The organism is Pseudarthrobacter sp. J1738 (genome assembly GCF_050490315.1).
Classification (GTDB): Bacteria; Actinomycetota; Actinomycetes; order Actinomycetales; family Micrococcaceae; genus JBNPEO01.
The window spans coordinates 190,282-213,437 of sequence record NZ_JBNPEO010000001.1 but is presented as its reverse complement, the minus strand read 5'-3'; the positions used below and the strand labels follow the sequence as shown (position 1 = coordinate 213,437).

Below are 23,156 nucleotides of genomic sequence, written 5' to 3'. Positions count from 1 at the left end.
CGTCAGAAAAACTCAACGAAACAAAGCAGAATGCGGCCGGCGAAAGACGACTACTCGGCAGGCTTGAAGTCCTTGCGGATGCTTTCGAGGCCTTCTGGACCGATCTCGAAGCCCATGGGATGCCCCGGGTTAATAACCAAACCAACTTCCCCCGTGAGGTTCTGAACAATCGCTGCGCCAGAAGTTCCCAAAATCTTTGGAGCGGCTTCGAGGAACTGCTCGTGTGCACGATCCGGGTGGGAGAAGACGGCCAGCACTGGCTGCTGATCGGCGTTGGTCAAGATCAACGGGGCTGTGGCCTCGGCCTCTTCCTCGCTGTACTCCGGGCTGAGGATAAAGACCTCGTTGTTCAAAAAAGCCAAGATCAGGTCAACCGGGTTTGAATCGGGGCTGCCGCCGAGAGCCAACTGCTCTTCCAGCGGGTTCTGAGGCGTGAAGTCCACCTCATTGAGGTTGTTCACGTTTTCGGCGGTCTCTGCAGGCTGCTGTTCAGTCATCCCTCAACCAGATCACAGTCTTGAACTGCTGTCTAACGGAATACGCCATGGGAAGAAGCCTGAGACCAAAAAAGTGTGCCGCCGCGACGAGGCCGCGGCGGCACACAAAAACAATTCGTCAAGCCAGAATTACTTCTTGGCTGCTGCTTTACGGGCGGGCGTCTTGCGCGCAGGGGTGCGCTTAACCGGACCACGAGCGCGCTTATCTGCCAAGAGTTCGATGGCCTGTTCTCGGGTAAGCTCCTCCACCGAAGTAGAGCGCGGAACCGTAATGTTGGTGACGCCGTCGGTGATGTACGGGCCAAATCGGCCTTCCTTCACCACAATGTTCTTTTCAGAAACGGGGTCCGGGCCAAACTCGGCCAGTGGCGGCACCGCTGCACGCGCACCACGTTGTTTGGGCTGTGAGTAAATCTCCAAAGCCTGTTCCAGCGTGATGGTGAAAATTTCTTCCTCGGTACCGATGGAACGAGAGTCAGTGCCCTTTTTCAGGTACGGACCAAAGCGGCCGTTTTGCACCGTAATCACGTTGCCCTCAGCGTCCTCACCCAAAACACGCGGCAAGCTCATCAGCGCAAGCGCCTCATCCAAGGTCACTGACTCAACGGTCATGGACTTGAACAAAGAACCGGTGCGCGGCTTAGCTTTGACGGGCTTCTTGGGCGGCTTCGGCTTGCCGTTTTTGTAATACTCAACCGGAGCGTTGGCGAGCTGTTCCGCCGTCGGCTCTGGAATCACTTCGGTGACGTAGGCGCCGTAGCGGCCGTTCTTGGCAACGACTTGGTGACCGGTGTGTGGGTCATTGCCCAGCACCCGTTCTTCCGGTGCCGCTGTGTTCATGAGCTCAACGGCCTTCTCAGCCGTCAGCTCATCTGGTGCCAAATCTTCAGGGACGTTTGCCCGTACGGCCTCAATCACTTCGCCCGTTTCCGGGTCAACAGTGGCTGCAGAACTCTCTAGATACGGCCCAAACTTGCCCACACGCAAGGTGATGCCCTCGGCGATGGGCACAGAGTTGATCTCGCGTGCATCAATCTCGCCAAGGTTGTTCACGATGCTCAGCAGGCCAGGTTCCTGCCCGCCATCGCCGTCGCCAAAGTAGAAGTGCTTGAGCCAAGAGGCACCTGCCTGCTCGCCCTTGGCAATACGGTCCAGATCCATTTCCATGTCTGCCGTGAACTCGTAATCCACGTAGTCAGAGAAGTGCTGCTCGAGCAGTCGGATCACGGAGAAAGCAATCCAGCTCGGCACCAAAGCTGAACCCTGCTTCCGGACGTAGCCGCGGTCCTGCACTGTGGAAATCGTCGAAGCGTACGTGGACGGACGTCCAATACCCTTCTTTTCCAGCTCCGCTGTCAGGGAAGCTTCCGTGTAGCGCGGCGGCGGGGAAGTCTCGTGACCGGAAGCCACAATATCCTTGCCCGTAAGCGAATCACCCTTGGCCACGTTCGGCAGGCGGCGGGCGTCATCAGAATCCTCATCACGGGATTCGTCCTTACCCTCCTCATATGCGGCCAAGAAACCCGGGAAGGTGATGACAGTACCTGAAGCGGAGAACTCAGCGTCCCGGCCATCAGAGGCAACGGCGCCGAGCTTTATAGTGGCCGTTGAGCCCTTAGCATCAGCCATCTGGGAGGCGACGGTGCGCTTCCAGATCAGCTCGTACAAGCGGAACTCATCACCGGACAGCTGGCTAGCTACCTGGGCCGGGGTGCGGAAGGAGTCACCAGCGGGGCGGATAGCCTCGTGTGCTTCCTGCGCGTTAGCCGACTTGTTCGCGTACACACGCTTGGCCTGCGGAACGTACTCGGGACCGTAGAGTTCGGACGCCTGACGACGCGCGGCCGTTACGGCCTCGTCGCTCAACGCCGAGGAGTCGGTACGCATATAGGTGATGTAACCGTTTTCATACAGGCGCTGAGCAACCTGCATGGTGGACTTCGAGGAGAAGCGCAGTTTTCGGCCGGCCTCCTGCTGCAAAGTCGAGGTAGTAAATGGTGCGGCGGGACGGCGCGTGTACGGCTTCGTCTCCATTGAGCGAACCGCAAAAGTTGCACCCTCAAGCGCAGCTGCCAGCGACTGCGCTGAGTCGGCATTAAGGTGGGCCACGTTGCGGCCCGTGAGTGCGCCGTCGTCGTTGAAGTCTCTACCGGACGCCACACGCTGGGCATCAACGGCGGAAAGCTTAGCCTTAAAGGACTCCCCGGCGGCGGTGAAGGAACCGCTCAGGTCCCAGTAAGAGGCGGACTTGAATGCCATACGTTCACGTTCACGGTCCACCACAAGACGCGTAACAACGGACTGAACGCGGCCAGCAGAAAGACCGCGCGCAACCTTGCGCCACAGCACCGGTGAGATCTCGTAACCGTACAAGCGGTCAAGCACGCGGCGGGTTTCCTGAGCGTCCACCAAGTCAGTGTCCAGTTCGCGCAGGTTTTCCATGGCCCGCTGGATGGCTTCTTTAGTGATTTCGCCGAAGGTCATTCGGAAAACTGGAACCTTGGGCTTCAGGACCTCAAGCAAGTGCCACGCGATGGCTTCACCCTCGCGGTCCCCATCAGTTGCGAGATAAAGTTCGTCGGCGTCCTTGAGCTGCGCTTTGAGCTCGGCCACCTTCTTCTTTTTGTCAGCCGAGACCACGTAATACGGCTTAAAACCGTTCTCCACGTCCACAGCGAACTTGCCCACCGAAGTTTTTTTCAACTCGGCTGGCAAGTCAGAGGGCTGTGGGAGATCGCGGATGTGACCGATTGAGGCTTCCACAACAAAGCCCTCGCCAAGGTACTTAGCAATGGTTTTGCTCTTGGCTGGAGACTCCACGATCACGAGTTTCTTGCCGGTTTTTGCCTTTGTGGGCACGATGCTCCTACGGAAAAGATGTTGCTTGGGCGATGTGCCCATACTGGCCTAGTTCACCACAAATTGCCCAATTGTGCCGATCTATGTGGATAACTTGGCTATTTTGAATCGGGCACTAAGGACCACAATGAGGCCATCCGGCGGGTCCCCGCGGGGATCTGATCCGGGTCCTCCAGCTCATAACTGCGGATCAAAGTCTTCACGCCGTCCATCAGTTCTTGGGCCTGTTCGTCAGTGAGATACATCAGTTCCGTGGAGAGCACGACGCCGGGAAGTTGCCTTGCGCCATCCGCGGCACCTCTACTCTCGTCCCGAGCTTTGGTAAAACCCACCACGCGGCGGCGATGCTCATCGAGTTCGAGATCAAAGATCGCCATTTCCGGGTGGCCTGCACCCGAGACTGACTTGATCACAAAGTCAGTGCCAGCGGCACGCCAGCGGCGCTCGCGCGCATCGCCGTCGGACTGGGCCGGAACCACCATCCCCCACTTTTTGAGCGCCCGAAGGTGATAGCTCATGGCGGATGGAGTGAGACCTGTGTACACGGCCAGCTCGGTGGCTGTGCGGCTCACCTGGGTGGAGTACAACTCGCTAATCACCCGCAGCCGCGCACCGTGGGCGAGCGCCCGGATTGCTTGGGGATCAGAAATCTCCACGATCTTCGCCGCACGCCGCGCGGGTGCACCGGTGGGGACGCTCGATTTGGTCATCCCTAGATTGTAGCTTTGCCGCTGGCTCGTGGAGTTAGTAGCACGGCTACTCAGTTTCCGCAGGGATCAAAAAACCGTCCACGAGCAAATTGGCTGTCTCCTGGAGGAGGTTTCGGGTAAACGCGTCCCGGTCAAAGTCTTCATCACCGCCCAGCAAAGACGCTAGCGCCTCCACCAATTGTCCCACGGTCAGTTCGCCATCACTGGCTGAGACCAAACCGGCGAGTTCAGTGCTCAACAAATTGGTTCTGCGCAGGCCGGCGCCTTGGCGCAGCAGAATGACGCCAGGGTGTTCCGCACCGGGGCGCTGATGGCGTTCCTCGGTGACGTCTTCGGCGACCACCAGATATTCGTTTCCTAGGGTGCGGGCCGCTAGCCAGTCTGCTCGTTCAACCGCAGCCCCAATGTGCGGACCGGTCGGTTGTTCAATCGGGTAGGTGATCTCCTCGAAACGGAAGATGCGTCGCTGAGGTGAGGTGCCGCCGTCGGACCTTTCTCCGGTGTAGGCAGGCTCTTGCATTGGCCGGCGAAGCCAGATCATTCCGAACCCAATCGCCTCTACGTTCCGGCTCCTGAAGTCTTGCAAATAGGCGTTATAGGCCTGTGCATAAAGTCGCGGATCTCGGCCTTCGGAAGCGTCCTGCAACCACGTTTCTGCGTATTGCTCCGGGCCGATCTGCTCGCGCTGAATAAACCACGCATCGGTGTTCTCAGGGATCCAAGTGCGGGGGCGCTGATCCCATGTGGCGCCCTCAACGACCTCCCAGTTTCCCAGCATCTGGGCCGTCCCGCCGGGGTTGAGGATGCTAGGCAGGCTGGTCACCAATTGCGAAACAATGTCATCACCCGGGAGGCCTCCGTCACGGTAGGTGAACTGCTCATCCGTGCTTTCGCCGGCAACACGGGGAGTGATCACAAAGGGCGGGTTGGAAACTACTAGGTCAAAGCACTCCCCCTCCACGGGCTCCAGCAGCGAACCTAGACGCAGGCTCACACGTTCCTCGAGCGCTTCCGGGTTCACTTCCAGTGCAGCGGCGTTGAGAAGAATGTTAAACCGGGTAAAAGCTAGCGCCCGCTTTGAAATATCCGTGGCCGTAACGTGCTCGGCGTGGTGCAATAAGTGGAACGTTTGAACGCCACAGCCGGTGCCCAAATCCAGGGCCCGGGCAACATGTCTGCGGGCTGTCATCTGGACCAAAGTGGTAGATGCTTGGCCGATGCCCAGCACGTGGTCCTTGCGGAGAACCCCAGGCCGCTGATGCGCGCCAAGGTCACTGGCCACCCACAACTCTGCCCCGCCCGAACCATCGGCGTTTGCGTCCCAACCATAGGGACGCAGATCAACGAGAGCAGAGATCAGCGGGCCGTTTTCGCTGGCGCCTGAGACTTCTACCAACCCCAGCTCGGCGAGGCCCGCGGCAGCAAGTGTGGGGAAGGCGTTGTTGATCCGCTCTTCGCTCTGAGGCCTTGCCAGTAGCCACAACTGGACGATCACCGAGAGCGGATCGGCGTCGTGTTGCTCGGATACCAGCAGCGCCGGAATGAGTTGATCGCGGTTCAGCGCTGCCCATGCCGAGGCCCCCAAGAACTGTTCCACCCCCTCGAGCGTGTAGGCTGCCGCACGTAAGTCGGCGGCCAAATCGGCCAGGAGTTCAAGGGAATTGCTGTTGGGGATTTCCACCGCTCCATCGTATCTGCGCAGGGATCTGGCTGGTGCAAGGACTAGGCGTGGATTCTTGCAGGTGCTCCACGGCGGTAAGTTGGAGGTATGGCCCGATTCTCTGCGCTCCGTGCTGCCACGGTTGTTCCCATCACCGCTCTACTCCTTGGTGCTGGTCTGAGCGCCTGCTCGGTGACTCCGGAAATCAACGACGTAGACGTTCCCGCATGGCAAGCCACCGCGATGCCCCAGGACCCGGCGTCGGTAGTTTCCTTTGCGGACAAGCTCCTCAACCGGGACCCTTCAGTCCATACAGCGGCCAACGTCAGCGCCGGAAAGTACGTTCTGACCATCACATGCGAAGGCACAGGTAAAGCATTCTTTTTGCTCGAATCAGGTGGCGCCACAGTTCACGACGCAGGGGCAGCTTGCAACGGCAACAAAGAAATTGTGCCCGTCACGCTGCCATCGGGGACGCTAAAAATCACCGCGACGACGGTAGATGCGCCGTTGCTCTTCGCTTACAAATTGGTGCCGGCGAAGTAAGGCCGGTGCAGTAGCTAGCGCGAACTACGCGGCGCAGCCTTCCGGGCAGCGCAAGGTTTCCGGGCTTGCGGCGCACTCTGCGCAGTACAGCGTCAAATTCCGGCATGAGGGATTAGAGCAGTTCTCAAACTTGCTCGTTGGTGCGCTGCAGCGCACACACTCACCAATCGTTTTGGCCTCGTCGCTAAATTCAAGGTGCATACGCTTGTCAAAAACGTACAGCGAACCTTCCCACAAGCCTTTGTCCTTGTATGTCTCGCCGTACCGGACAATTCCGCCGTCGAGCTGGTAAACCTCTTTGAACCCGCGATTAACCATCAGGCTTGAGAGAACTTCACAACGAATGCCGCCGGTGCAGTAGGTGACCACCGGCTGATCCTTAAGATCGTCATACTTGCCGGAATCCAGTTCTTTGATGAAGTCCTGAGTAGTGGCCACATCGGGAACGATGGCGTCTTTGAACTTCCCGATCTGCGCTTCGAAGGCGTTGCGACCGTCAAAGAACTTAACCTCTTGCCCGGCCGCTTTTTTCTCTTCGAGGAGGGCATGAAGTTCCTCGGGCTTTAGGTGGGTTCCGCCACCAACAACACCGGCGTCGTCTACTTTGAGTTCGCCGGGCGCACCGAAGGAAACGATCTCCTCGCGAACTTTAACGCTCAAACGTGGAAAGTCCTCTGCGCCACCTTCAGACCACTTAACGTCGATGCCCTTAAACCCGGCGTATTCGCGGGTGGTTTTGACGTACTGCTTTACTGCACCGATCTCCCCGCCCACTGTGGCGTTGATACCGTCTTTGGACAGCAGGATCCGGCCGCGCAAGCCAAGTTTCTCGCACAGGGCACGCTGCCAGAGCCGGACAGCTTCCGGGTCTGCGATGGGGGTAAATCCGTAAAAAAGAACAATTCTGTTTAAGGCCACGTTTAAAGGTTACGTGGCCTTCGCGCATCTGTGTAAAGACTGAGAGTTAACCCATACGTTACTGGTAGTCACTGTCGCATCCCCTGAAGCTGGAATACCCTCGAAGCATGAGCACCGAAACCATGATCAAAGACACTGGACGACTCTTGGATGTCTGGGTGGCTGGCTGGGCTGGTTGCCGGGGGTACAAGTTAGAAAAGGAAGGACGCTTCCACGCAGCGCCGCGTGAAAATTTGGATGGCGAGTTTGAGTACTTCGCCCATGATCCTTCCGACGAGGAATTCGCCGCTCTCGCGGCCCTGACCTTGGAAAACGACAAACGCTTGTTGTCTGTCCTCACCAAGGACCCACAACGCTATCTGGCTTTGGCTGCTGCCAAGGGGCTGAACGTCAGCTCCACGTCGGAGACCATGATGATCGTTGACATGGCCACTCAGGACACCGAGGACCCTTGGCTGCCCGACGACGATCTGGAGTTAGCGACTTCGGTCAAGGACGGTGTGCACTACGTTGTGGTCCATGCCGGTGAGAAGGTGGCCGCAAGCGGGCGGGTAAATGTGGTCAACCACACTGCAGTTTTTGATGCGATTGTGACTGATCCGGAATTTCAGCGCCGCGGATTGGGCAGTTTTATTATGAAGTCTCTTGCCGCCCAAGCTTTTGAGCATGACGTAGAAGACGGCCTTTTGCTTGCGTCCTCCGATGGTCAGAAGTTGTATGCGCATTTGGGCTGGCAGCAAGTGTGCAACGTGATGGTCTTTTCTGGAACAACCGAGCCAGTTCAGAACCTTTCGTTGGTGTAGCGGCAGCCGCACGGTACGTGTCCCCGGCTCATTTGTGGGTCGGTGACACAATATAGCCGTGCCTGTTCATGATTCGTTGATTCCGCTCTTCGGCCGGGGAGACGCGCCTGAGCAACTGCAATCGGTGCGTGTTATTCCAGCGCGCGAGGCGATTTATGCGGCATGGCCTCAGTGGGTTCACCCGGAATTGGTTTCCGCCTACGGAAATCTGGGCATCCACGAACCGTACCGGCATCAGATCGAGGCTGCCGATTTGGCGCATGGTGGCCAACACGTGGTGATTGCTACGGGAACGGCCTCGGGAAAATCCTTGGCCTATCAACTACCCATGTTGGATGCCGTTCACCGTTCAGAGCTCAAGGTGCTCGCGGAGCCAGGAAAAATCCACGACGACGGCGCCGTCGCTTTATATCTCTCCCCGACTAAAGCGCTCGCTGCCGATCAGCTCACAGCTTTGCGCTCTTTAGGTTTGGGCACACTGCGGGCTGCCACGTATGACGGGGACACTGAACAATCTGAACGCCGATGGATCCGTGAACATGCGAACGTCATCTTGGCGAATCCGGACATGCTGCACTTTGGGATTCTGCCCAATCACGCATGGTGGGCACGGTTCTTTAGACGCTTGCGCTACGTGATTGTTGATGAAGCCCACAGCTACCGTGGAGTTTTTGGCTCCCACGTGGCTAACTTGATGCGCCGCTTGCGCCGCATCTGCGAGCACTACGGCGCTTCCCCCGTGTTTATTGCGGCCTCCGCCACTGCCTCCGAGCCTGCGGAATCTTTTGGCCGGTTGATTGGTGCACCGGTGAAGGCTGTGAGTGAAGATTGCTCGCCGCACGGTTCCACCACAGTGGCTTTTTGGGAACCTGCGCTGACCGAGCTTAAGGGCGAGAACGGTGCCCCGGAGCGGCGGACTGCGGTTGCTGAAACAGCTGATCTGTTGGCGAATTTGGTGTCTGCCCAGATCAGGACCATCGCCTTTATCAAGTCCCGGCGCGGAGCCGAGACTATTTCTTCGATCGCCAAACGGCTTTTGCATGAGGTTCATCCAAGCTTGCCCCAACGAGTGGCTGCTTACCGTTCCGGGTATTTGCCAGAAGAACGGCGTGCCCTGGAGCAGGCTTTGCGTTCGGGCGCCTTGTTGGGGGTTTCGAGCACGTCTGCTCTGGAGCTGGGGATCGATATCTCGGGTTTGGACGCCGTGCTGGTAGCGGGTTGGCCAGGCACGCGTGCTTCTTTGTTTCAGCAGATTGGTAGAGCTGGCCGGGCCGGGCAGGACGCCATCGCCGCCTTTGTGGCAAGCGATGACCCGCTGGATACCTATTTGGTCCACCATCCTGAAGCCATTTTTGATGTAGCGGTGGAGGCTACGGTCTTTGATCCTTCCAACCCGTACGTTTTGGGTCCCCATTTGTGCGCTGCCGCAGCGGAACTTCCCTTGCGCAACGGCGAAGAGCCCTTGTTTGGTCCCACCGCAGTGACGTTGCTGGCTCAGCTGGTGGAGCAAGGATATTTGCGACGACGGCCCGCTGGTTGGTTTTGGACCCACGCCCAGAGCGCTGCGGGCATGGTGAACTTGCGCGCCGATGGTGGCGGCCCGGTGAGCATTGTTGACGCCGAAACAGGTTCGCTTTTGGGCACCATGGACTCGCCACAGACTCACTATCAGGCTCACCGCGGCGCGATCTATGTTCACCAGGGCGAGAGCTATTTGGTGGAAGAGCTCGATGAAGAACAGCACTGTGTAGTGGTCAAGCGCGCCAATCCGGACTACTACACCACGGCCCGAGACGTCACCCAGATTGAGGTCCTTGAAGTTTCGCGGACCATGGAATGGGGGCCCGTCACGGTGCATTTTGGTGAGGTCAAAGTGACGACTCAAGTAGTCTCCTTTCAACGCAAGGCCCTGATTTCTAACGAGATTCTGGGTGAAGAGCCGCTTGAGCTCGGTGCCCGTGATTTGTTCACCAAGGCTGTTTGGTTTGTGGTGGGCGGCAAAACACTCACGGCCGCGAACTTGATTGAGGCGCAGTTCCCCGGTGCTTTGCACGCGGCTGAGCATGGGGCGATTGGGCTCCTTCCCTTGGTAGCGTCCAGCGATCGTTGGGATGTTGGCGGGGTATCCACTGCTCTTCATGCTGATACTGAAAACCCCACAATTTTTGTGTATGACGGTCACCCTGGCGGGGCAGGTTTTGCCGAACGTGGCTTCAACAAGGCCCAGTTGTGGCTCACGGCAACCCGCGATGCTATTCGCGCTTGTGAATGCGAGTCTGGTTGTCCTTCCTGCGTGCAGTCGCCCAAATGCGGGAACAAAAACAACCCACTGGATAAGGCCGCGGCCATTTCCTTGTTGGATGTGCTGTTGAAGCACTCCACCCAGACTCCGGAGAAGTAGCACTGAAGGACTGGTGCTTGCCGAGCCTGCCAAGTCTTTCGGGCCGCCTGCTGTTTTGAGGGTCTGGCGTTTAGGCCTAACCGTTATTTAGGGTGGCGGGCCAGCTTTGGACCGGCCTGTGGCGTCGCCGAGACCAAGGACAATGTGCACTGTAGCCGTAACGATCACCATGTCCGCTTCCGGCCCTAGTACTTCGCAACTAGCCAGAGTGGCACGTTGTTTATCAACAACTTCTCTCGCCACCTCGCACGGTTCACCACTAGCCAATCCCCGGGCAACGTCTGCAGCTGCTAAGGCCGCAAGATCTGCAGCCTTAGCAGCCCGGACGGCGCTCGACGCTGCCTGAGAGAACATCAAGATTCCCCCCAAAAGCAACAACAGAACCAGGCACAACGTCACAGACAAGACCGTCCCGGCACCTCGTTCCTCTCGCGGCCAATCTTTAGGGTTCATCTGCATATGATTCCTCCGATCGTGCCGATGCCTTCGCTGAAAGGGTCCACGGAACAATCGCGCTCAAAACACCAGGGGCAGGGGCGGAAACCTGCACACTGAGCCAGCCTCCGCCGTCGTTAGTGGTTGTTGCCGTTGCCTCAGACCCGGCAAGGCGGACCGCAATATCTTGCGCTTCACCGGGTGGCTCCCCACGAGCGAGCGCCCTCGCCGCAGCCCTAGAAGCCTCCTCGAGCCGCAGCTGGCTGGTACCCGCCGCAACAGCACCCAAGAGCATTCCCAGAACGGCAATAACGGCTGGCAGCGCCACGGCAAATTCAGCAGTGACGGCGCCACGCTCTCCAGCTTTGTGCCGCCGCAGGGCCGGAGCCCGATCGCCACCGGCGCGGTCTCGCGTGCAATGATTTTTGCGCTGGGTTCTGAACTGGGCGTTGAACTGGGTCCCGGCGTGGGTCCTGGCGTGGGTCCTGCCAAGGCCCAACGACTTCCCCGCCGTTGGGCCTTGGCGTTGTTGAATAGTCACGGTTTGGCACTCACGGTAATGCGAGAGCCGTTTTGATAATGCTCATCAACATGCCACGCACCTCAGCACTGCGTAGAATCACTACCAAGAGCCCTGCAAGGCCCACAGCCGCCAGTGTGGCTATGGCGTATTCGGCAGTTGCCATCCCAGTTTCAGAGCCCCGGATTCGTTGAAACCGCGGGGATTTCCCCTCCGGGTGAAGCGGAGTGGGCGGCGCCGAAGAGCTACTTGATTTCGGTGTGTAATCGGGCTGCTGCACCGGGGCGAAATTGGTGATTCCCGGTTGCAACTCGTAAACGGGGCACAGTTCATTCTCGAACTCTTCTTCTTCGCTGGGCCCACTGTTATGCGCCAGTGGCTGGTTGCTTAGCGTCGTTGTACTCATGGTGTTTCCTTTCTAAGTCCACCGAAGTGGATGGTTACTGCCACGCAGGTAGCGGGCAGAGTCTCTAGTCGGTCAAAGACCTGCAGGGAGCATGGCGAGAAGAACCGGTATCACCCCGAGGCAAATGAACGCTGGCAAGCAGCACAGACCAAGTGGGATCACTAGACGTACGCCCAAGGTTGCGGCTTGTTTCTCCGCTGCCCGGTGTTGCTGGCGCCGGATGCGGGCCGCTTGTGTGTACAAAATCGCTGAACTCGGAGCCCCGGTAGTGGCAGCAAAACCGAGGCCCTCTTTAAGTCCTTCGATAAGTCTTTTGGTGCTTGTGCGTGTAACGCTTGAGCGGCTTCCACGCCAGGCTGTTTCCCAATCTGTGCCCAGTCCCAAACCGGCGACTACCGGCGCCATGGCTTTTTGTAAGCCGGGCTCGCTCACGGAACGCAATAACTCAAGGACACGGTAAAGGCTGGCTCCGGAGTCCAGCATGGCGCCAGCGAGTTCGAGCATCATGGGCAAGTCGTCAAGGTCAGTGCCAGGGCTTTGTGGCTCACGGATGCGCTCGTGATTTCCTTGGGACCCGGATTGCCGCCGGGAATCGCCAGCGATGCGCTCTGCCCACAGCCGTGACTGCGGAGGTTTGATCAGCAAGTACGTGCCAGCCAACAGTGCGCAGAACAATAGGAGATTCATAGCCGAACCCTCGCTGCGGTCTGGACTAGTTTGGAAGACCAAATCCGTCCGGCCATCATCAGGATGATTCCGGCGATGAACACCACAACGCCCACGGGTGAGCCCACGATCACTGCTACTGGATCCACTCCCATCAACAGCCCGAGGCCAAAGCCCATAAGCGGCAACCAACCCAAAAGGCTGGCTGTGGCTTGTGGACCGGCGAGCGCAGTGTCTCGCGAGGCCTGGGCGTCTGCTTCTTGTTCAAGTTGGGTAGCGAAGCGCGAGAGTACGTCGGCGAGCGGGCATCCGCTGGCCTCGGCCACGGTGAGGCATGCGGCAAGTTGCTGCCAGTATCTGGCCATATCTCTTGGGCATGCCACGTGCCCTGTTGCGGAACGCGAAGCATTTAGTTGACGGCTGCCGTAGTGATTGCCGGGGAAAACGTCTGTAGCGGCTTCCGCAATGGCTTGAGCAACGGGCCGGCCTAAAAGGGTGGCGCCTTGAGCTGCGCGGAGCATGGCCAAGATCTCGCCACGAGTCACTGCAGCTTGGCTCTCCTGAGCGGCACGTTTGCGCTCAGCCCCGGCCACAAACAAGGAACTCTTGGATGCTGTGGATGCTGTGGATGCTGTGGAAGTGACCGGCGCCCCGGCACCGGAGCTCAGAGAACTGCCGGCCGGCCTAACGGAGGAGCCCCGTCGTGCGGAGGGTGCCAACCAAGCTGGCGAGCGCAACCCAGCTGTAGGAGCAAACCCAGCAGAAGAAATTCGGGCAGCGGAGGTTCCCAAAGCACCGGAGGCATAAAAAATACTCAACTCATCCCACATACGCAGTGGTGATCTTCCTCCACGCAACAAGGCAGAAAGGCGTTGAACCAACAGAGACATAGCCATCGCATCCTCGGCCAGCTGTGCGCTCTTCGTGGTGGAAAAGCGGCTAATCAGCGCTGACACGCCACCACGCAGCTGACCTTGCCCGCTGGGTCGGCGGCGAACATCAGAACGCTGGCTACCCAGTTGAGGCCCCTGCTGCCCACTGGCATCAAATGGAGAGAATCTTGGTTGAGCTGCCAAATGCCGGATCCTCGCAACAGACCCGGTATTTGCTGCGAATAGCAGCACTCCGGCGCAACACAAGAGGAGGAAAGGAATCATGACTGACCACCGTCACTGCCTGTCAGCAGCTTCTGGAGACTGTCCCAAGCTTTTGCTCGCACCACGGAAACCCCGTCAAAGCGGAGCGCATCAACAACACACAGTTGCCCACCGGCGTCCATTCCCACTACACCGATGCTGCTGATCCTTCGACCCCGCGGACCACGGTGTAAATGAATTACCACGTCCAGTGCGCTGGACGCTTGTAGAGCCACCGCCGCCTGGTTGAGCCCGGCCAGGGCACCAAGTGCGGCCAAGCGCGCCGGGACGTCTTGGGCTGCGTTGGCGTGGATGGTCCCTCCGCCGCCGCTGTGACCGGTGTTCAGCGCACCGAGAAGTTCGCGGACTTCGGCGCCGCGGCACTCCCCCACAATGAGCCGATCCGGCCGCATTCGAAGTGCTTGACGTACCAGCTCCCCCAGATCGAGTGCACCGCCACCTTCTAGGTTGGCATGTCTGGATTCAAGCGAGACAACGTGGTTGTGGTCAGGGTTCAGCTCTGCGGCGTCCTCAATCAACACCACTCGCTCTCGGTTTCCGCAGAGGCCAAGGAGTGTTGAGAGAAGTGTCGTTTTGCCCGAACCAGTTGCACCGCTGACCAAAAAGCTGAGCCGTTTGTCCATAATGGCCCGCAGAACGGCTTCCAGCTCAGCATCAAACAAGCCCAATTCCCGCAGCTCGTCCATACCGAAGGTAGTGGCTCGGCGGATGCGTACCGAAAGCAGAGTGCCGTTGGGCGAGATCGGTGGCAGCACAGCGTGAACCCTGTACCCACCGGGCAAACGGACATCCACGCAGGGCGATCCATCATCCAGCCTGCGACCACCCGCCGCCACTAAACGAATGGCTAGTTGCCGCAGCTCCGGTTCAGAACCGACGCTCACCGGGCAGCGTTCCAGCCCACTTCCCCGGTCAACCCAAACCTCTGCTGGCGCATCCAACGAACTGTTCACAAAAATGTCTGTAACCGACGGCTCTGCCGCAAGATCCTGGAGCGGCCCCAAACCACTGAGTTCTGCAGTGATCAGGTCCACCGCAGCTAGGGCTCCCGAAGCACCCAAAACGCGTCCGCTCTTTTGAACGGCTGCAGCAATTCGTGCTGGCGTCACAGGCCCTTCACCGTTGAGGACCTCACGGCGGACAACGTCTAATAATTCCGGGTCCAACTCCACACCCAGTGGCCGGCCGTGCCGCAGGGGCAACGGCGCGGCCGGCCACGATTGACGTGTTCCCATCACCGACCACCCATCTCATCTAGTGAAAGAACACAGCTAGCAAATTTGCGGACCGCCCGCCTGCGAGCGACTTCCAAAAGCCTTCCGTCTTCGGCGCAGGACGCGGTACCGCGGATGTTTGTCAGGGCACACTCGAACGGAACACCAATGGCCGCCGCCACCACCGAACCGTCTAAACCGTTGCCCGGCCGGCCCCGGAAGACTAACGACGTGGGCACTGGAGGTAATTCGTGAAGCATCCGAGAAGCTGAGATCGCGGCCTTGAGCTGGGGTGGGGCCAAGAACAGTATTCGGTCACAGTCCCAGGCAAAGTTAGTTACTTGCTCAGCTGACCTGCCGATATCGATGATCACCAGCTCAAAAGTGCGCCGCGCAGCATCCAAAACACCGCTCAACGACGCTGCGTCTACAGCACCCACCGCGTGTTTGCTCCCCGGCCAGGACAAGAACGCGAACCCTCCAACCGTGGGCAACGAGGAAGCAAGCTGATCCTCTCCGATACTGCCGCGGACGGTAGCGAAGTCCGGCCACCGCAGGCCGGCTGCATCCTCAGCGGCTAAGGCAAGTTCAAGGCCTCCGCCTTGGGGGTCTCCGTCAACCAGCAGGGTTCTGATGCCAGCGTCCGCCCCAAGATGGGCCAGCCAGCACGCCGCGGTGGTAGCTCCCACACCACCGCTTGCCCCGATAAGACCCAGCACGTGGGCCATTCCTGCATCAGTATTTTGCCGGCCCATAAACTCGGCCAGCCACGAAATCCCTTCGGGCAGAATCACCACTCGTTCCGCACCAAGATGGGCTGCTTGATCCCACAAGTCAGTGCCGTCTGCAGTCTCTCCGATCAACAATGCTGGCGCTCGCCGGCGAGCGGGAAGATCATGAATATCGCTACCTACTAGGACCTCGGCGACTTGGTCCCAGTTTTGGAGCGCCTGGACAGGGTCCGCGGCCACAATCACGGTTGCGCCAACCGCTGCAGCCGCACGTTCCACTTGCGCCACGATTGAGTCTGCAGCCGTCACCAAAAGGAAGTCACCATTCTGGCCAGTACCGGCTTCCTCCGCTGGCAGCCCGGTGAGCGCAGCTGCGATACGGGACCGCTCAATGCCGGAGGGGCCTACGTCAGTTGTTTGGGGTGTTCCATGCCTGCTCATGTCCTCAGCGTGCCCAAGTATTCGAGCTCAAATAAGGGGCCAAAGCGTCTATGTGGAAAAGCAAGCAAAATGAGCGCTTGTGGAGGGGAAGTGCCGCACCTGCCGCAACCTGCAAGAGAGACAACGCTGCAGACGAAAACCCACAGGGTTCTAAGCCGGACAGCGCAAAACCGGACAGCACAAAACCGGACGGCAGTTCAAAGGAATCGGCACCGCACCGCCAACTGATGAGGGAAAATAGTTTAATGCCCATGCTTTTGGCGGCCGCCTCCGAGCCCAGCCACACCCCCGCGCCCTCAGGGCCAGCAGGGCCAGCAGGAGCGAAACCAGCAGGGCACGGCGCTACATCGGCCCACCTCTCAGGGCAGCCTCGCGATTACGTCTATCTCCAAGAGCTCGCCACCGACGGCACCCCGCTGGGTGAACCATTAGTCATCCACCGGGACAACCTGGCCCAAACCGTCAAAGAGCTCGAGGAAAACCATCCACGCTGGGTCTGGCACCGCACACAAGCTTTTTACCCTGAGCTACTCAAAGCCGGCGTGATCATTGAGCGCTGCCATGATCTACAACTGTGCGGTCAATTACTGAGTTACTCGCAGTTTTCTGCCCACACGGACTACGCCAAGAACGCTGTCAAAACTCTCACCACCGAAGACCGGCCAGAACCTCCGCAAGCGCTCTTGCCACCGGCGCCTTCACCAGATCAGGGCTCCCTCTTTGAAGAAACGAGTGCGCCAAGCGGCCCCACTTTAGAAGTTCTCCGTGCGGAATATACGCAGCAGCAGGCAGCCCTGGCTCAATCCCAGCACCGCGAACGGCTCCAACTCTTGCTCGCCGCGGAATCTGCAGGCAGTCTGATCGCTGCCGAAATGCAGTTTGCTGGTGTGCCGTGGCGGGAGGATCTACACGAGCAAATACTCACTGAATACCTCGGGCCCCGGCCCACCGGCAATAACCGCCCAAAGAAGCTCGAGGCTCTCGCCCAAGAGCTCCGCACCCTACTGAATTCCCCTACGCTTAATCCGGACTCCCCTCAAGAATTACTCCGCGCCCTGCACCGCAACGGCATTGAGGTGAAGTCCACCCGTTCGTGGGAATTGCAGCAGTCTCAGCACGCAGCCATCATTCCCCTGTTGGCATATAAGAAGCTCGCGAGGCTCCTCTCTGCTAACGGCTGGAGCTGGTTAGACGCATGGGTGCATAGCGGAAGATTCCGTCCCGAGTATGTAGTTGGCGGGGTGGTGTCCGGGCGCTGGGCTTCGCGTGGTGGAGGGGCGCTTCAAATCCCCAAAAATATTCGTGGAGCGGCACATGCCGATCCGGGTTTTAAGCTCATTGTGGCGGATGCCTCGCAGTTGGAGCCCCGCGTTCTGGTGGCTTTGGCGCACGACTCAAAAATGGCTGAAGCGGCCCGGCGTAAGGACCTGTATGAAGGCATTGCCGCCGAAGGTTTTGGCGGGGACCGGGCCAAAGCAAAAGTCGCGCTTCTCGGCGCCATTTACGGCGCCACCACGGGCGAGTCGGGACGGTTGATGCCGCAGCTGACCCGGATGTATCCACGCGCCGTCGGATTTGTTGAAGAAGCAGCACGGGCTGGCGAAGCAGGTCATACAGTCAGCACCCACCTTGGACGGAGCACACCACCGCCCTCGCAGGCGTGGCTGGCCTCTCAGCAAAGTACTAGTGCGGAGGAGCAACGCCGCGCCAACTCGTGGGCGCGTTCGCGCGGGCGCTTCACACGCAACTTTGTGGTTCAGGGGACTGCCGCCGAGTGGGCGGCGTGCTGGTTGGCGGAATTACGACGGCGGCTGCGCGCCATTGGTACCAATCTCCCCGCCGGGAAGCGACCAGAGTTGGTGTTCTTTTTGCACGACGAAGTGATGGTTCATGCGCCACAAGAACTCGTTGAGGAGTGTGTGAGGGCGATCGAGGAATCAGCCCAAACGGCGGCGAATTTGTTGTTTGGCAGGATCCCGGTAGATTTTCCGGTCACCGTGGCCGTGGTGGATTCATACGATCACGCCAAATAATGGCCCGGCACACAACCGCTACATCACTACATGAACGCGGCTTTCATCCCACGGCACCGTCCAGCCGAGATCGTCAAAAAGCTGATTCAGTAGCTTCGCGGTAAACCCCCACACCAGCACATCATTGACTTCAAATGCCGGGCTCGAAAACACTGAGCTGCCGCGCCGCAGAGTCGCCATCACGCGGTTTTCCGGGTCCAGCAAGTCGCGCACTGGAACCCTGAAAACTTGGGCTGATTCACCAAAGTCCACTACCCGAATGGGCGAAGGGGAGGCCCACCAGCCGAGTACCGGGGTGACTAAAAAGTTACTATGCGGAAGCGAAACTTGTGGCAGCTGCCCAAGGACCTGGACGCCGCTTGGGTCTAGGCCTGTTTCTTCTTGCGCTTCGCGCAGGGATGCAGCCACTTCATCCGCGTCTTCAGGATCGATCCCGCCGCCGGGGAACGCTACCTGCCCGGGGTGATCACCCAAAGTGTTGGCTCGCTGGAGCAGGAGTACGTCCAGATCAGCTGGCGCATAATACTTTGCGGAATGAGCCGGGATGTTATCCAAAACCCCAAAAAGCATCAGCACTGCGGCGTGGCGAGGGTTTGTACCGTCCAGTAGATCCTTGTGCCACAAAGGGTCGACCGCTGGAGCCTCAGGAGAGTTGAAACGACGAACCAAATCTTCCAACTGAGAACGCGCACTCACAGTGAACTCCTTTGCGTCTCCTGGCGGATTTGTGCTGCAAGGTCGGTGTTGGCCAGCATCCGCGCGAGCAATTCTTCTTGCCCGGGAGCAAGTTCGTATTTGAGAAGTTTTACTGCCTTGGCAGGGTCCGTTTCGCCGTCGCCAAAGGACGGGCACCACTGCGCCACTGGGCAGGCGCCGCATGCGGGTTTGCGGGAGTGGCAGACGCGCCTGCCATGGAATACCACTCGGTGGGAGAGCATGGTCCAATCCCGTGGCTCAAACAGTTCTGCAACGTCATTTTCCACACGAACCGGGTCATCAGAATCGGTCCAGCCAAAGCGCCGGGCCAAGCGTCCAAAGTGAGTGTCAACGGTAATTCCGGGCACCCCAAAAGCGTTTCCAAGGACCACGTTGGCCGTTTTCCTACCCACCCCGGGGAGCGTCACCAGGTCTTCAAGCCGGCCCGGGACCGTGCCGTCAAACTCGTCAACAATCCGGTTTGCTAGGGCTAGAAGGTTCCTTGCTTTGGCCCTGAAAAATCCCGTGGATTGGATGATCGCTTCCACATCAGCTGGTTCGGCTTGGGAAAGTGCCAGCGCATCCGGGTAGCGCGCGAACAGCACAGGCGTCACCTGGTTGACCCGCACATCGGTGGTCTGCGCTGAGAGGACGGTGGCCACAAGCAGCTCGAAGGGATTACGAAAATCCAGTTCGGCGTGCGCATACGGGTATTGCTTCGCCAGTTCGGCGTTGATCTTCCGGGCCCTGCGCTTGAGCGCCAAGTCAGATTCAATCCGAACCTTGCCCTTGGCGCTCACTCGCAGATTGCCTGTTCCGCTGACGGACATCTGTCTCTAGGAACCGCGCTCGATGTTGGCTAGTTCGCGCAGTACGCCCACTTGGCCATCGGTGTTTTGTACTAGGAATTCGTCACCACGATCTTGCAAAGCCAGGACCCAATTGCCGGGGTGGATGGTGAACAATGCCGCCCCGGTGTGCTCGTCCACAATGGTGCGAGTCTGGGCAACGGCGAACCAGAAAGCGTCATAGTTCACTTGCTCTTGGGCGCCGGTTTCAGGGTGCGACGCCGGGTCAATACTCGCACCGATCGGTTCAGTAGCGCGGTGCGGCTGTTCTGCCGTGGGAACCTCGGCCTCGGGCGTTGCAGCAGCGGACTCATCAGACGCCACGGAAGCCGCCGCAGTGTCAGATCCTGCGTTGTCAGATGTGGCCTTGTCAGATTTGGCGTTGTCAGATTCGGCACGGCCGGCTTCTGGCCCTTGGGGAGCAGCGGACTCTTTGGTGAGTTCGTCTGCCGCTGGGGTTACCGGGTCCGGAGACGGGGAGCTGGCAGCGGTCGCCGGAGTTCCGGCGTCGCTCACTGGAACACCAAAACCGTAGTTTCCGCCAGCGCTGGGGGCGTTAGAGCCTGCGCTAGTGGCAGCGGGGAAGGAAGTGTTGTAGTTGGCACCGGGGCCACCGAAAGTCTGCGTCGGAGTGGACTGTGCGGGAGTGGACTGGGCCGGAGTGGCGTAGCCCTGATTCGCCTGTGGCGGAGAGGGCTTCACTGCGCTGGCTTTGGGGGCGGTCACCTTAGCCGCGGGGGCCACAGCGTTGCGTGCTACAACGTGAGCAGGAACTTCTGGCCGGCCAGCAAAGTCGTCTTTGAGCACGGGAAGGAAGGGTGCCAACACGGTTGCTGCGAGGAGCCCCAAGGAACCAATCAATCCAAAGAATGCACCTGCGCCCCAGTAGCTACCTGCTGCCACAAGTGCCACAAAAAAGAACACACTAAAAGAGGCAACCACGGATGCGAACTGATCAACGGACAGCGAACCGATTCGCAACGCTACCTTGGGAGAAAGCCGCCGTGCTACAAACAGAACCACCACAATTGCAGGCAAAATCAGTCCCAAGCTGAAGTAGAAGATGCCGGAAGCGTTCCACAGGTTGCCCTGCATATGGCTGAAAATCGGCAGCAGAGACCCAACCAGCAACAGCACAAACGCGCCAAAAACTACTAGGTCGCGTGCAGTGAAGGGGCCAACAACCGCCCAAGCGCCTTGCCCGGCTTTGGCTGTAGGCGACGGCTGCGATGACGCCGTCGGCATATTTTCTTGATCCACGATTTGCTCCAGTCCACGTTGGCGGTGGCCGCTGCGGGCACCGTTGGAATTCGGGTGAGCGCCGCACTTGCCTGAAATATAGCGGGCACAGCGAAGTCACGTTTTGGTTTCAGCCTAGCCAAGTCCCGGATGCATCTCTAGCGCCGCACCGTGCACACACCTGTTCATCTTGTGACGCCGAACACCTTCTTGGCTCACAACGGACTAAGGTGGATCCGGAAGTCACCGTCAAAGAAGAAGGTTAAGGATGTCCCAGGAGACCACCCCCACATCACAGGGCGACGCTCTGGAGAATCTACTCCACGAAAATCGCAGCTTCAGCCCCTCAGCAGAATTCGCCGCCAACGCGATTGTGCAAGAGGGCATCTATGCAGAAGCCGATGCGGACCGCCCCAAGTTTTGGGCCAAGCAGGCTAAAGAACTCTTGACCTGGAGCAAAGACTTCACTCAAGACCTGGACTGGTCCACGCCGCCTTTCGCAAAGTGGTTCGCAGACGGTGAGATCAATGCCGCCTACAACGCTTTGGATCGTCACGTTGAGGCGGGCAATGGCGACCGTGTGGCCATCTATTTTGAAGGCGAACCCGGGGATACCCGCAGCTACACGTATGCCGAGCTGACCACGGAGGTCAAGAAGGCTGCCAACGCTTTTGAGTCCTTGGGCGTTACTAAGGGTGACCGCGTGGCAGTGTACTTGCCCATGATTCCCGAAGCGGTTATCACTTTGCTCGCGTGTGCTCGCATTGGCGCTGTCCACTCGGTGGTGTTTGGTGGTTTCTCGGCTGACGCGTTGCGCAGCCGGGTTGACGATGCTGAAGCAAAACTGGTGGTCACCGCCGACGGAACGTACCGTCGCGGCAAGCCGAGCCCGCTCAAGCCCGCCGTTGATGGCGCGCTTGAGAAGGACGGCCACACAGTTCAACACGTTGTTGTGGTCAAGCGAAATGGCGAGGACGTCAATTGGGTTGAGGGCCGCGACATCTGGTGGGATGACACAGTAGGCACGGCATCCCCGGAGCACACTGCGGTTGGCCACGAGAGTGAACACCCACTGTTTATCCTTTACACCTCCGGCACCACAGGAAAGCCCAAGGGCATTCTGCACACCACCGGTGGCTACCTCACCCAGACGGCCTTCACGCACCGCGCTGTCTTTGACCTCCACCCGGAAACCGACGTCTATTGGTGCACAGCCGACGTCGGATGGATCACCGGGCACAGTTACGTCACCTACGCGCCGCTCATCAATGGCGCTACCCAGGTTATGTATGAGGGCACTCCGGACTCCCCGCATCAGGGCCGCTGGTGGGAGATTGTGGAGAAGTACAAGGTCTCGATTTTGTACACCGCCCCCACAGCTATCCGCACCTTTATGAAGTGGGGACGTGAGATCCCGGACAAGTACGACCTCTCTTCCATTCGGGTTCTGGGTTCGGTGGGCGAATCCATCAACCCCGAGGCATGGATGTGGTACCGCGACGTCATCGGCGCTAATCACGCTCCGATCGTTGACACTTGGTGGCAGACGGAAACGGGAGCCATGATGGTTGCCCCGCTTCCCGGCGTTACTGCAACCAAGCCTGGCTCAGCTCAAGTTCCATTGCCCGGTATTGCTGTGGACGTGGTGGATGAGATGGGTGAATCCGTTCCTGATGGGCACGGCGGGTTCTTGGTCATTCGTGAACCGTGGCCATCCATGTTGCGAGGCATTTGGGGTGATCCTGAGCGTTTCAAGGACACCTACTGGTCCCGTTTTGAGTCCATGTACTTCGCTGGCGACGGCGCCAAGAAGGACGAGGACGGCGACGTGTGGCTTTTGGGCCGTGTGGATGACGTGATGAACGTCTCCGGTCACCGCCTCTCCACTACCGAGATTGAATCGGCCTTGGTAAGCCACCCTGCCGTTGCTGAAGCAGCCGTGGTGGGCGCCGCTGATGAGACAACAGGCCAGGCCGTGGTTGCTTTTGTTATTTTGCGGGGCAATGCTGTGGACTCTGGCGATGAAATTGTTCAGGAACTGCGTAACCATGTTGGCAAGGAGATCGGCCCGATCGCCAAGCCGAAGAACATTCTGGTAGTTCCAGAGTTGCCGAAGACCCGTTCAGGAAAAATCATGCGCCGCCTGCTCAAGGACGTCGCTGAGGGCCGTGAAGTGGGCGATGCCACCACGTTGGCGGACAACACGGTGATGTCACAGATCGCGGCTTCGCTGCGTAAATAGCACCTCATAACGACGGCGCCCCTTGCCACTGTGGCGAGGGGCGCCGTCGTAATTTAACAGTTATCCGTAATGAGACATTTAGTTCTTTCCTGTTTGAATTTGGGAGTATATGATCGTCTTCATGTGACATAGCG

At 59.0% G+C, this 23,156-nt stretch carries 20 protein-coding genes; 5 read left to right on the top strand and 15 right to left on the bottom strand.

Translation table 11 applies throughout. The features are described from left to right. Positions 1-50: 50 nt before the first annotated feature. From ACQR35_RS01035 to ACQR35_RS01020, 4 genes are all read right to left on the bottom strand, one after another. A complete protein-coding gene (locus tag ACQR35_RS01035; RefSeq protein ID WP_430268974.1) occupies positions 51-497 on the bottom strand; it encodes an SseB family protein in 447 nt (148 codons plus the stop codon). Positions 498-626: 129 nt separating this feature from the next. Next, positions 627-3,356, bottom strand: a complete 2,730-nt coding sequence (gene topA / locus ACQR35_RS01030) for a type I DNA topoisomerase (protein WP_430268973.1) — start codon at positions 3,354-3,356, stop codon at positions 627-629. 98 nt (positions 3,357-3,454) lie between these two features. Further along, complete coding sequence (locus tag ACQR35_RS01025) at positions 3,455-4,066, bottom strand: ArsR/SmtB family transcription factor (RefSeq protein WP_430268972.1); 612 nt, start codon at positions 4,064-4,066, stop codon at positions 3,455-3,457. 46 nt (positions 4,067-4,112) lie between these two features. Further along, on the bottom strand, positions 4,113-5,747 hold the full coding sequence (locus ACQR35_RS01020; protein WP_430268971.1) for a DUF7059 domain-containing protein: 1,635 nt from the start codon (positions 5,745-5,747) through the stop codon (positions 4,113-4,115). Positions 5,748-5,834: 87 nt separating this feature from the next. On the opposite strand from ACQR35_RS01020, the gene ACQR35_RS01015 reads away from it, so the two are divergent. After that, positions 5,835-6,272: a hypothetical protein gene (locus ACQR35_RS01015; protein ID WP_430268970.1), complete on the top strand. Its 438-nt coding sequence runs from the start codon at positions 5,835-5,837 to the stop codon at positions 6,270-6,272. 24 nt (positions 6,273-6,296) lie between these two features. Here the strand turns inward: ACQR35_RS01015 and ACQR35_RS01010 are convergent, their stop codons facing one another. Then, positions 6,297-7,190 carry a rhodanese-related sulfurtransferase gene (locus ACQR35_RS01010; protein ID WP_430267773.1) on the bottom strand — a complete coding sequence of 298 codons (894 nt, stop codon included), beginning with the start codon at positions 7,188-7,190 and terminating at the stop codon, positions 6,297-6,299. Positions 7,191-7,297: 107 nt separating this feature from the next. Between ACQR35_RS01010 and ACQR35_RS01005 the strand changes: the two genes are divergently transcribed. Together ACQR35_RS01005 and ACQR35_RS01000 are read left to right on the top strand one after the other, a co-directional pair. After that, the gene (locus ACQR35_RS01005) at positions 7,298-7,993 is read left to right on the top strand and encodes a GNAT family N-acetyltransferase (RefSeq protein WP_430268969.1); all 696 of its coding nucleotides are present in this window, start codon (positions 7,298-7,300) and stop codon (positions 7,991-7,993) included. Positions 7,994-8,051: 58 nt separating this feature from the next. Continuing rightward, positions 8,052-10,394, top strand: a complete 2,343-nt coding sequence (locus tag ACQR35_RS01000) for a DEAD/DEAH box helicase (RefSeq protein WP_430268968.1) — start codon at positions 8,052-8,054, stop codon at positions 10,392-10,394. Positions 10,395-10,481: 87 nt separating this feature from the next. On the opposite strand, the gene ACQR35_RS00995 is transcribed toward ACQR35_RS01000, so the two are convergent. The 7 genes from ACQR35_RS00995 to ssd form a co-directional block, all read right to left on the bottom strand. After that, on the bottom strand, positions 10,482-10,847 hold the full coding sequence (locus ACQR35_RS00995) for an Rv3654c family TadE-like protein (protein ID WP_430267776.1): 366 nt from the start codon (positions 10,845-10,847) through the stop codon (positions 10,482-10,484). Then, positions 10,837-11,370, bottom strand: a complete 534-nt coding sequence (locus ACQR35_RS00990; RefSeq protein ID WP_430267777.1) for a TadE family type IV pilus minor pilin — start codon at positions 11,368-11,370, stop codon at positions 10,837-10,839. Before ACQR35_RS00990 ends, ACQR35_RS00995 begins: the two co-directional genes overlap by 11 nt. A gap of 10 nt (positions 11,371-11,380) precedes the next feature. Beyond that, complete coding sequence (locus ACQR35_RS00985; RefSeq protein ID WP_430267778.1) at positions 11,381-11,755, bottom strand: DUF4244 domain-containing protein; 375 nt, start codon at positions 11,753-11,755, stop codon at positions 11,381-11,383. A gap of 72 nt (positions 11,756-11,827) precedes the next feature. Further along, positions 11,828-12,442 (bottom strand): type II secretion system F family protein, encoded by a 615-nt coding sequence (locus tag ACQR35_RS00980; RefSeq protein WP_430267779.1) that lies wholly within the window; start codon positions 12,440-12,442, stop codon positions 11,828-11,830. Continuing rightward, positions 12,439-13,497 carry a type II secretion system F family protein gene (locus ACQR35_RS00975; RefSeq protein WP_430268967.1) on the bottom strand — a complete coding sequence of 353 codons (1,059 nt, stop codon included), beginning with the start codon at positions 13,495-13,497 and terminating at the stop codon, positions 12,439-12,441. Before ACQR35_RS00975 ends, ACQR35_RS00980 begins: the two co-directional genes overlap by 4 nt. A gap of 77 nt (positions 13,498-13,574) precedes the next feature. Beyond that, positions 13,575-14,813, bottom strand: coding sequence for a TadA family conjugal transfer-associated ATPase (locus ACQR35_RS00970; RefSeq protein WP_430267781.1), 1,239 nt, complete (start codon positions 14,811-14,813; stop codon positions 13,575-13,577). Further along, positions 14,813-15,964: a septum site-determining protein Ssd gene (gene ssd / locus ACQR35_RS00965; RefSeq protein WP_430268966.1), complete on the bottom strand. Its 1,152-nt coding sequence runs from the start codon at positions 15,962-15,964 to the stop codon at positions 14,813-14,815. Before ssd ends, ACQR35_RS00970 begins: the two co-directional genes overlap by 1 nt. Before the next feature lie 245 nt (positions 15,965-16,209). Here ssd and ACQR35_RS00960 point away from each other — a divergent pair, with 245 nt between their 5' ends. Continuing rightward, positions 16,210-17,997, top strand: coding sequence for a bifunctional 3'-5' exonuclease/DNA polymerase (locus ACQR35_RS00960; protein WP_430268965.1), 1,788 nt, complete (start codon positions 16,210-16,212; stop codon positions 17,995-17,997). Between the two features lie 18 nt (positions 17,998-18,015). Here ACQR35_RS00960 and ACQR35_RS00955 read toward each other — a convergent pair whose 3' ends face one another. The 3 genes from ACQR35_RS00955 to ACQR35_RS00945 are packed head-to-tail and all read right to left on the bottom strand — an operon-like array spanning position 18,016 to position 20,801. Further along, a complete protein-coding gene (locus tag ACQR35_RS00955) occupies positions 18,016-18,693 on the bottom strand; it encodes an NUDIX hydrolase (protein WP_430267784.1) in 678 nt (225 codons plus the stop codon). Then, a complete protein-coding gene (nth, locus tag ACQR35_RS00950) occupies positions 18,690-19,493 on the bottom strand; it encodes an endonuclease III (RefSeq protein WP_430268964.1) in 804 nt (267 codons plus the stop codon). Before nth ends, ACQR35_RS00955 begins: the two co-directional genes overlap by 4 nt. 36 nt (positions 19,494-19,529) lie before the next feature. Further along, a complete protein-coding gene (locus tag ACQR35_RS00945) occupies positions 19,530-20,801 on the bottom strand; it encodes a hypothetical protein (protein WP_430268963.1) in 1,272 nt (423 codons plus the stop codon). Between the two features lie 247 nt (positions 20,802-21,048). Here ACQR35_RS00945 and acs point away from each other — a divergent pair, with 247 nt between their 5' ends. Continuing rightward, positions 21,049-23,022, top strand: coding sequence for an acetate--CoA ligase (acs, locus tag ACQR35_RS00940; protein WP_430267787.1), 1,974 nt, complete (start codon positions 21,049-21,051; stop codon positions 23,020-23,022). Positions 23,023-23,156: the final 134 nt, after the last annotated feature.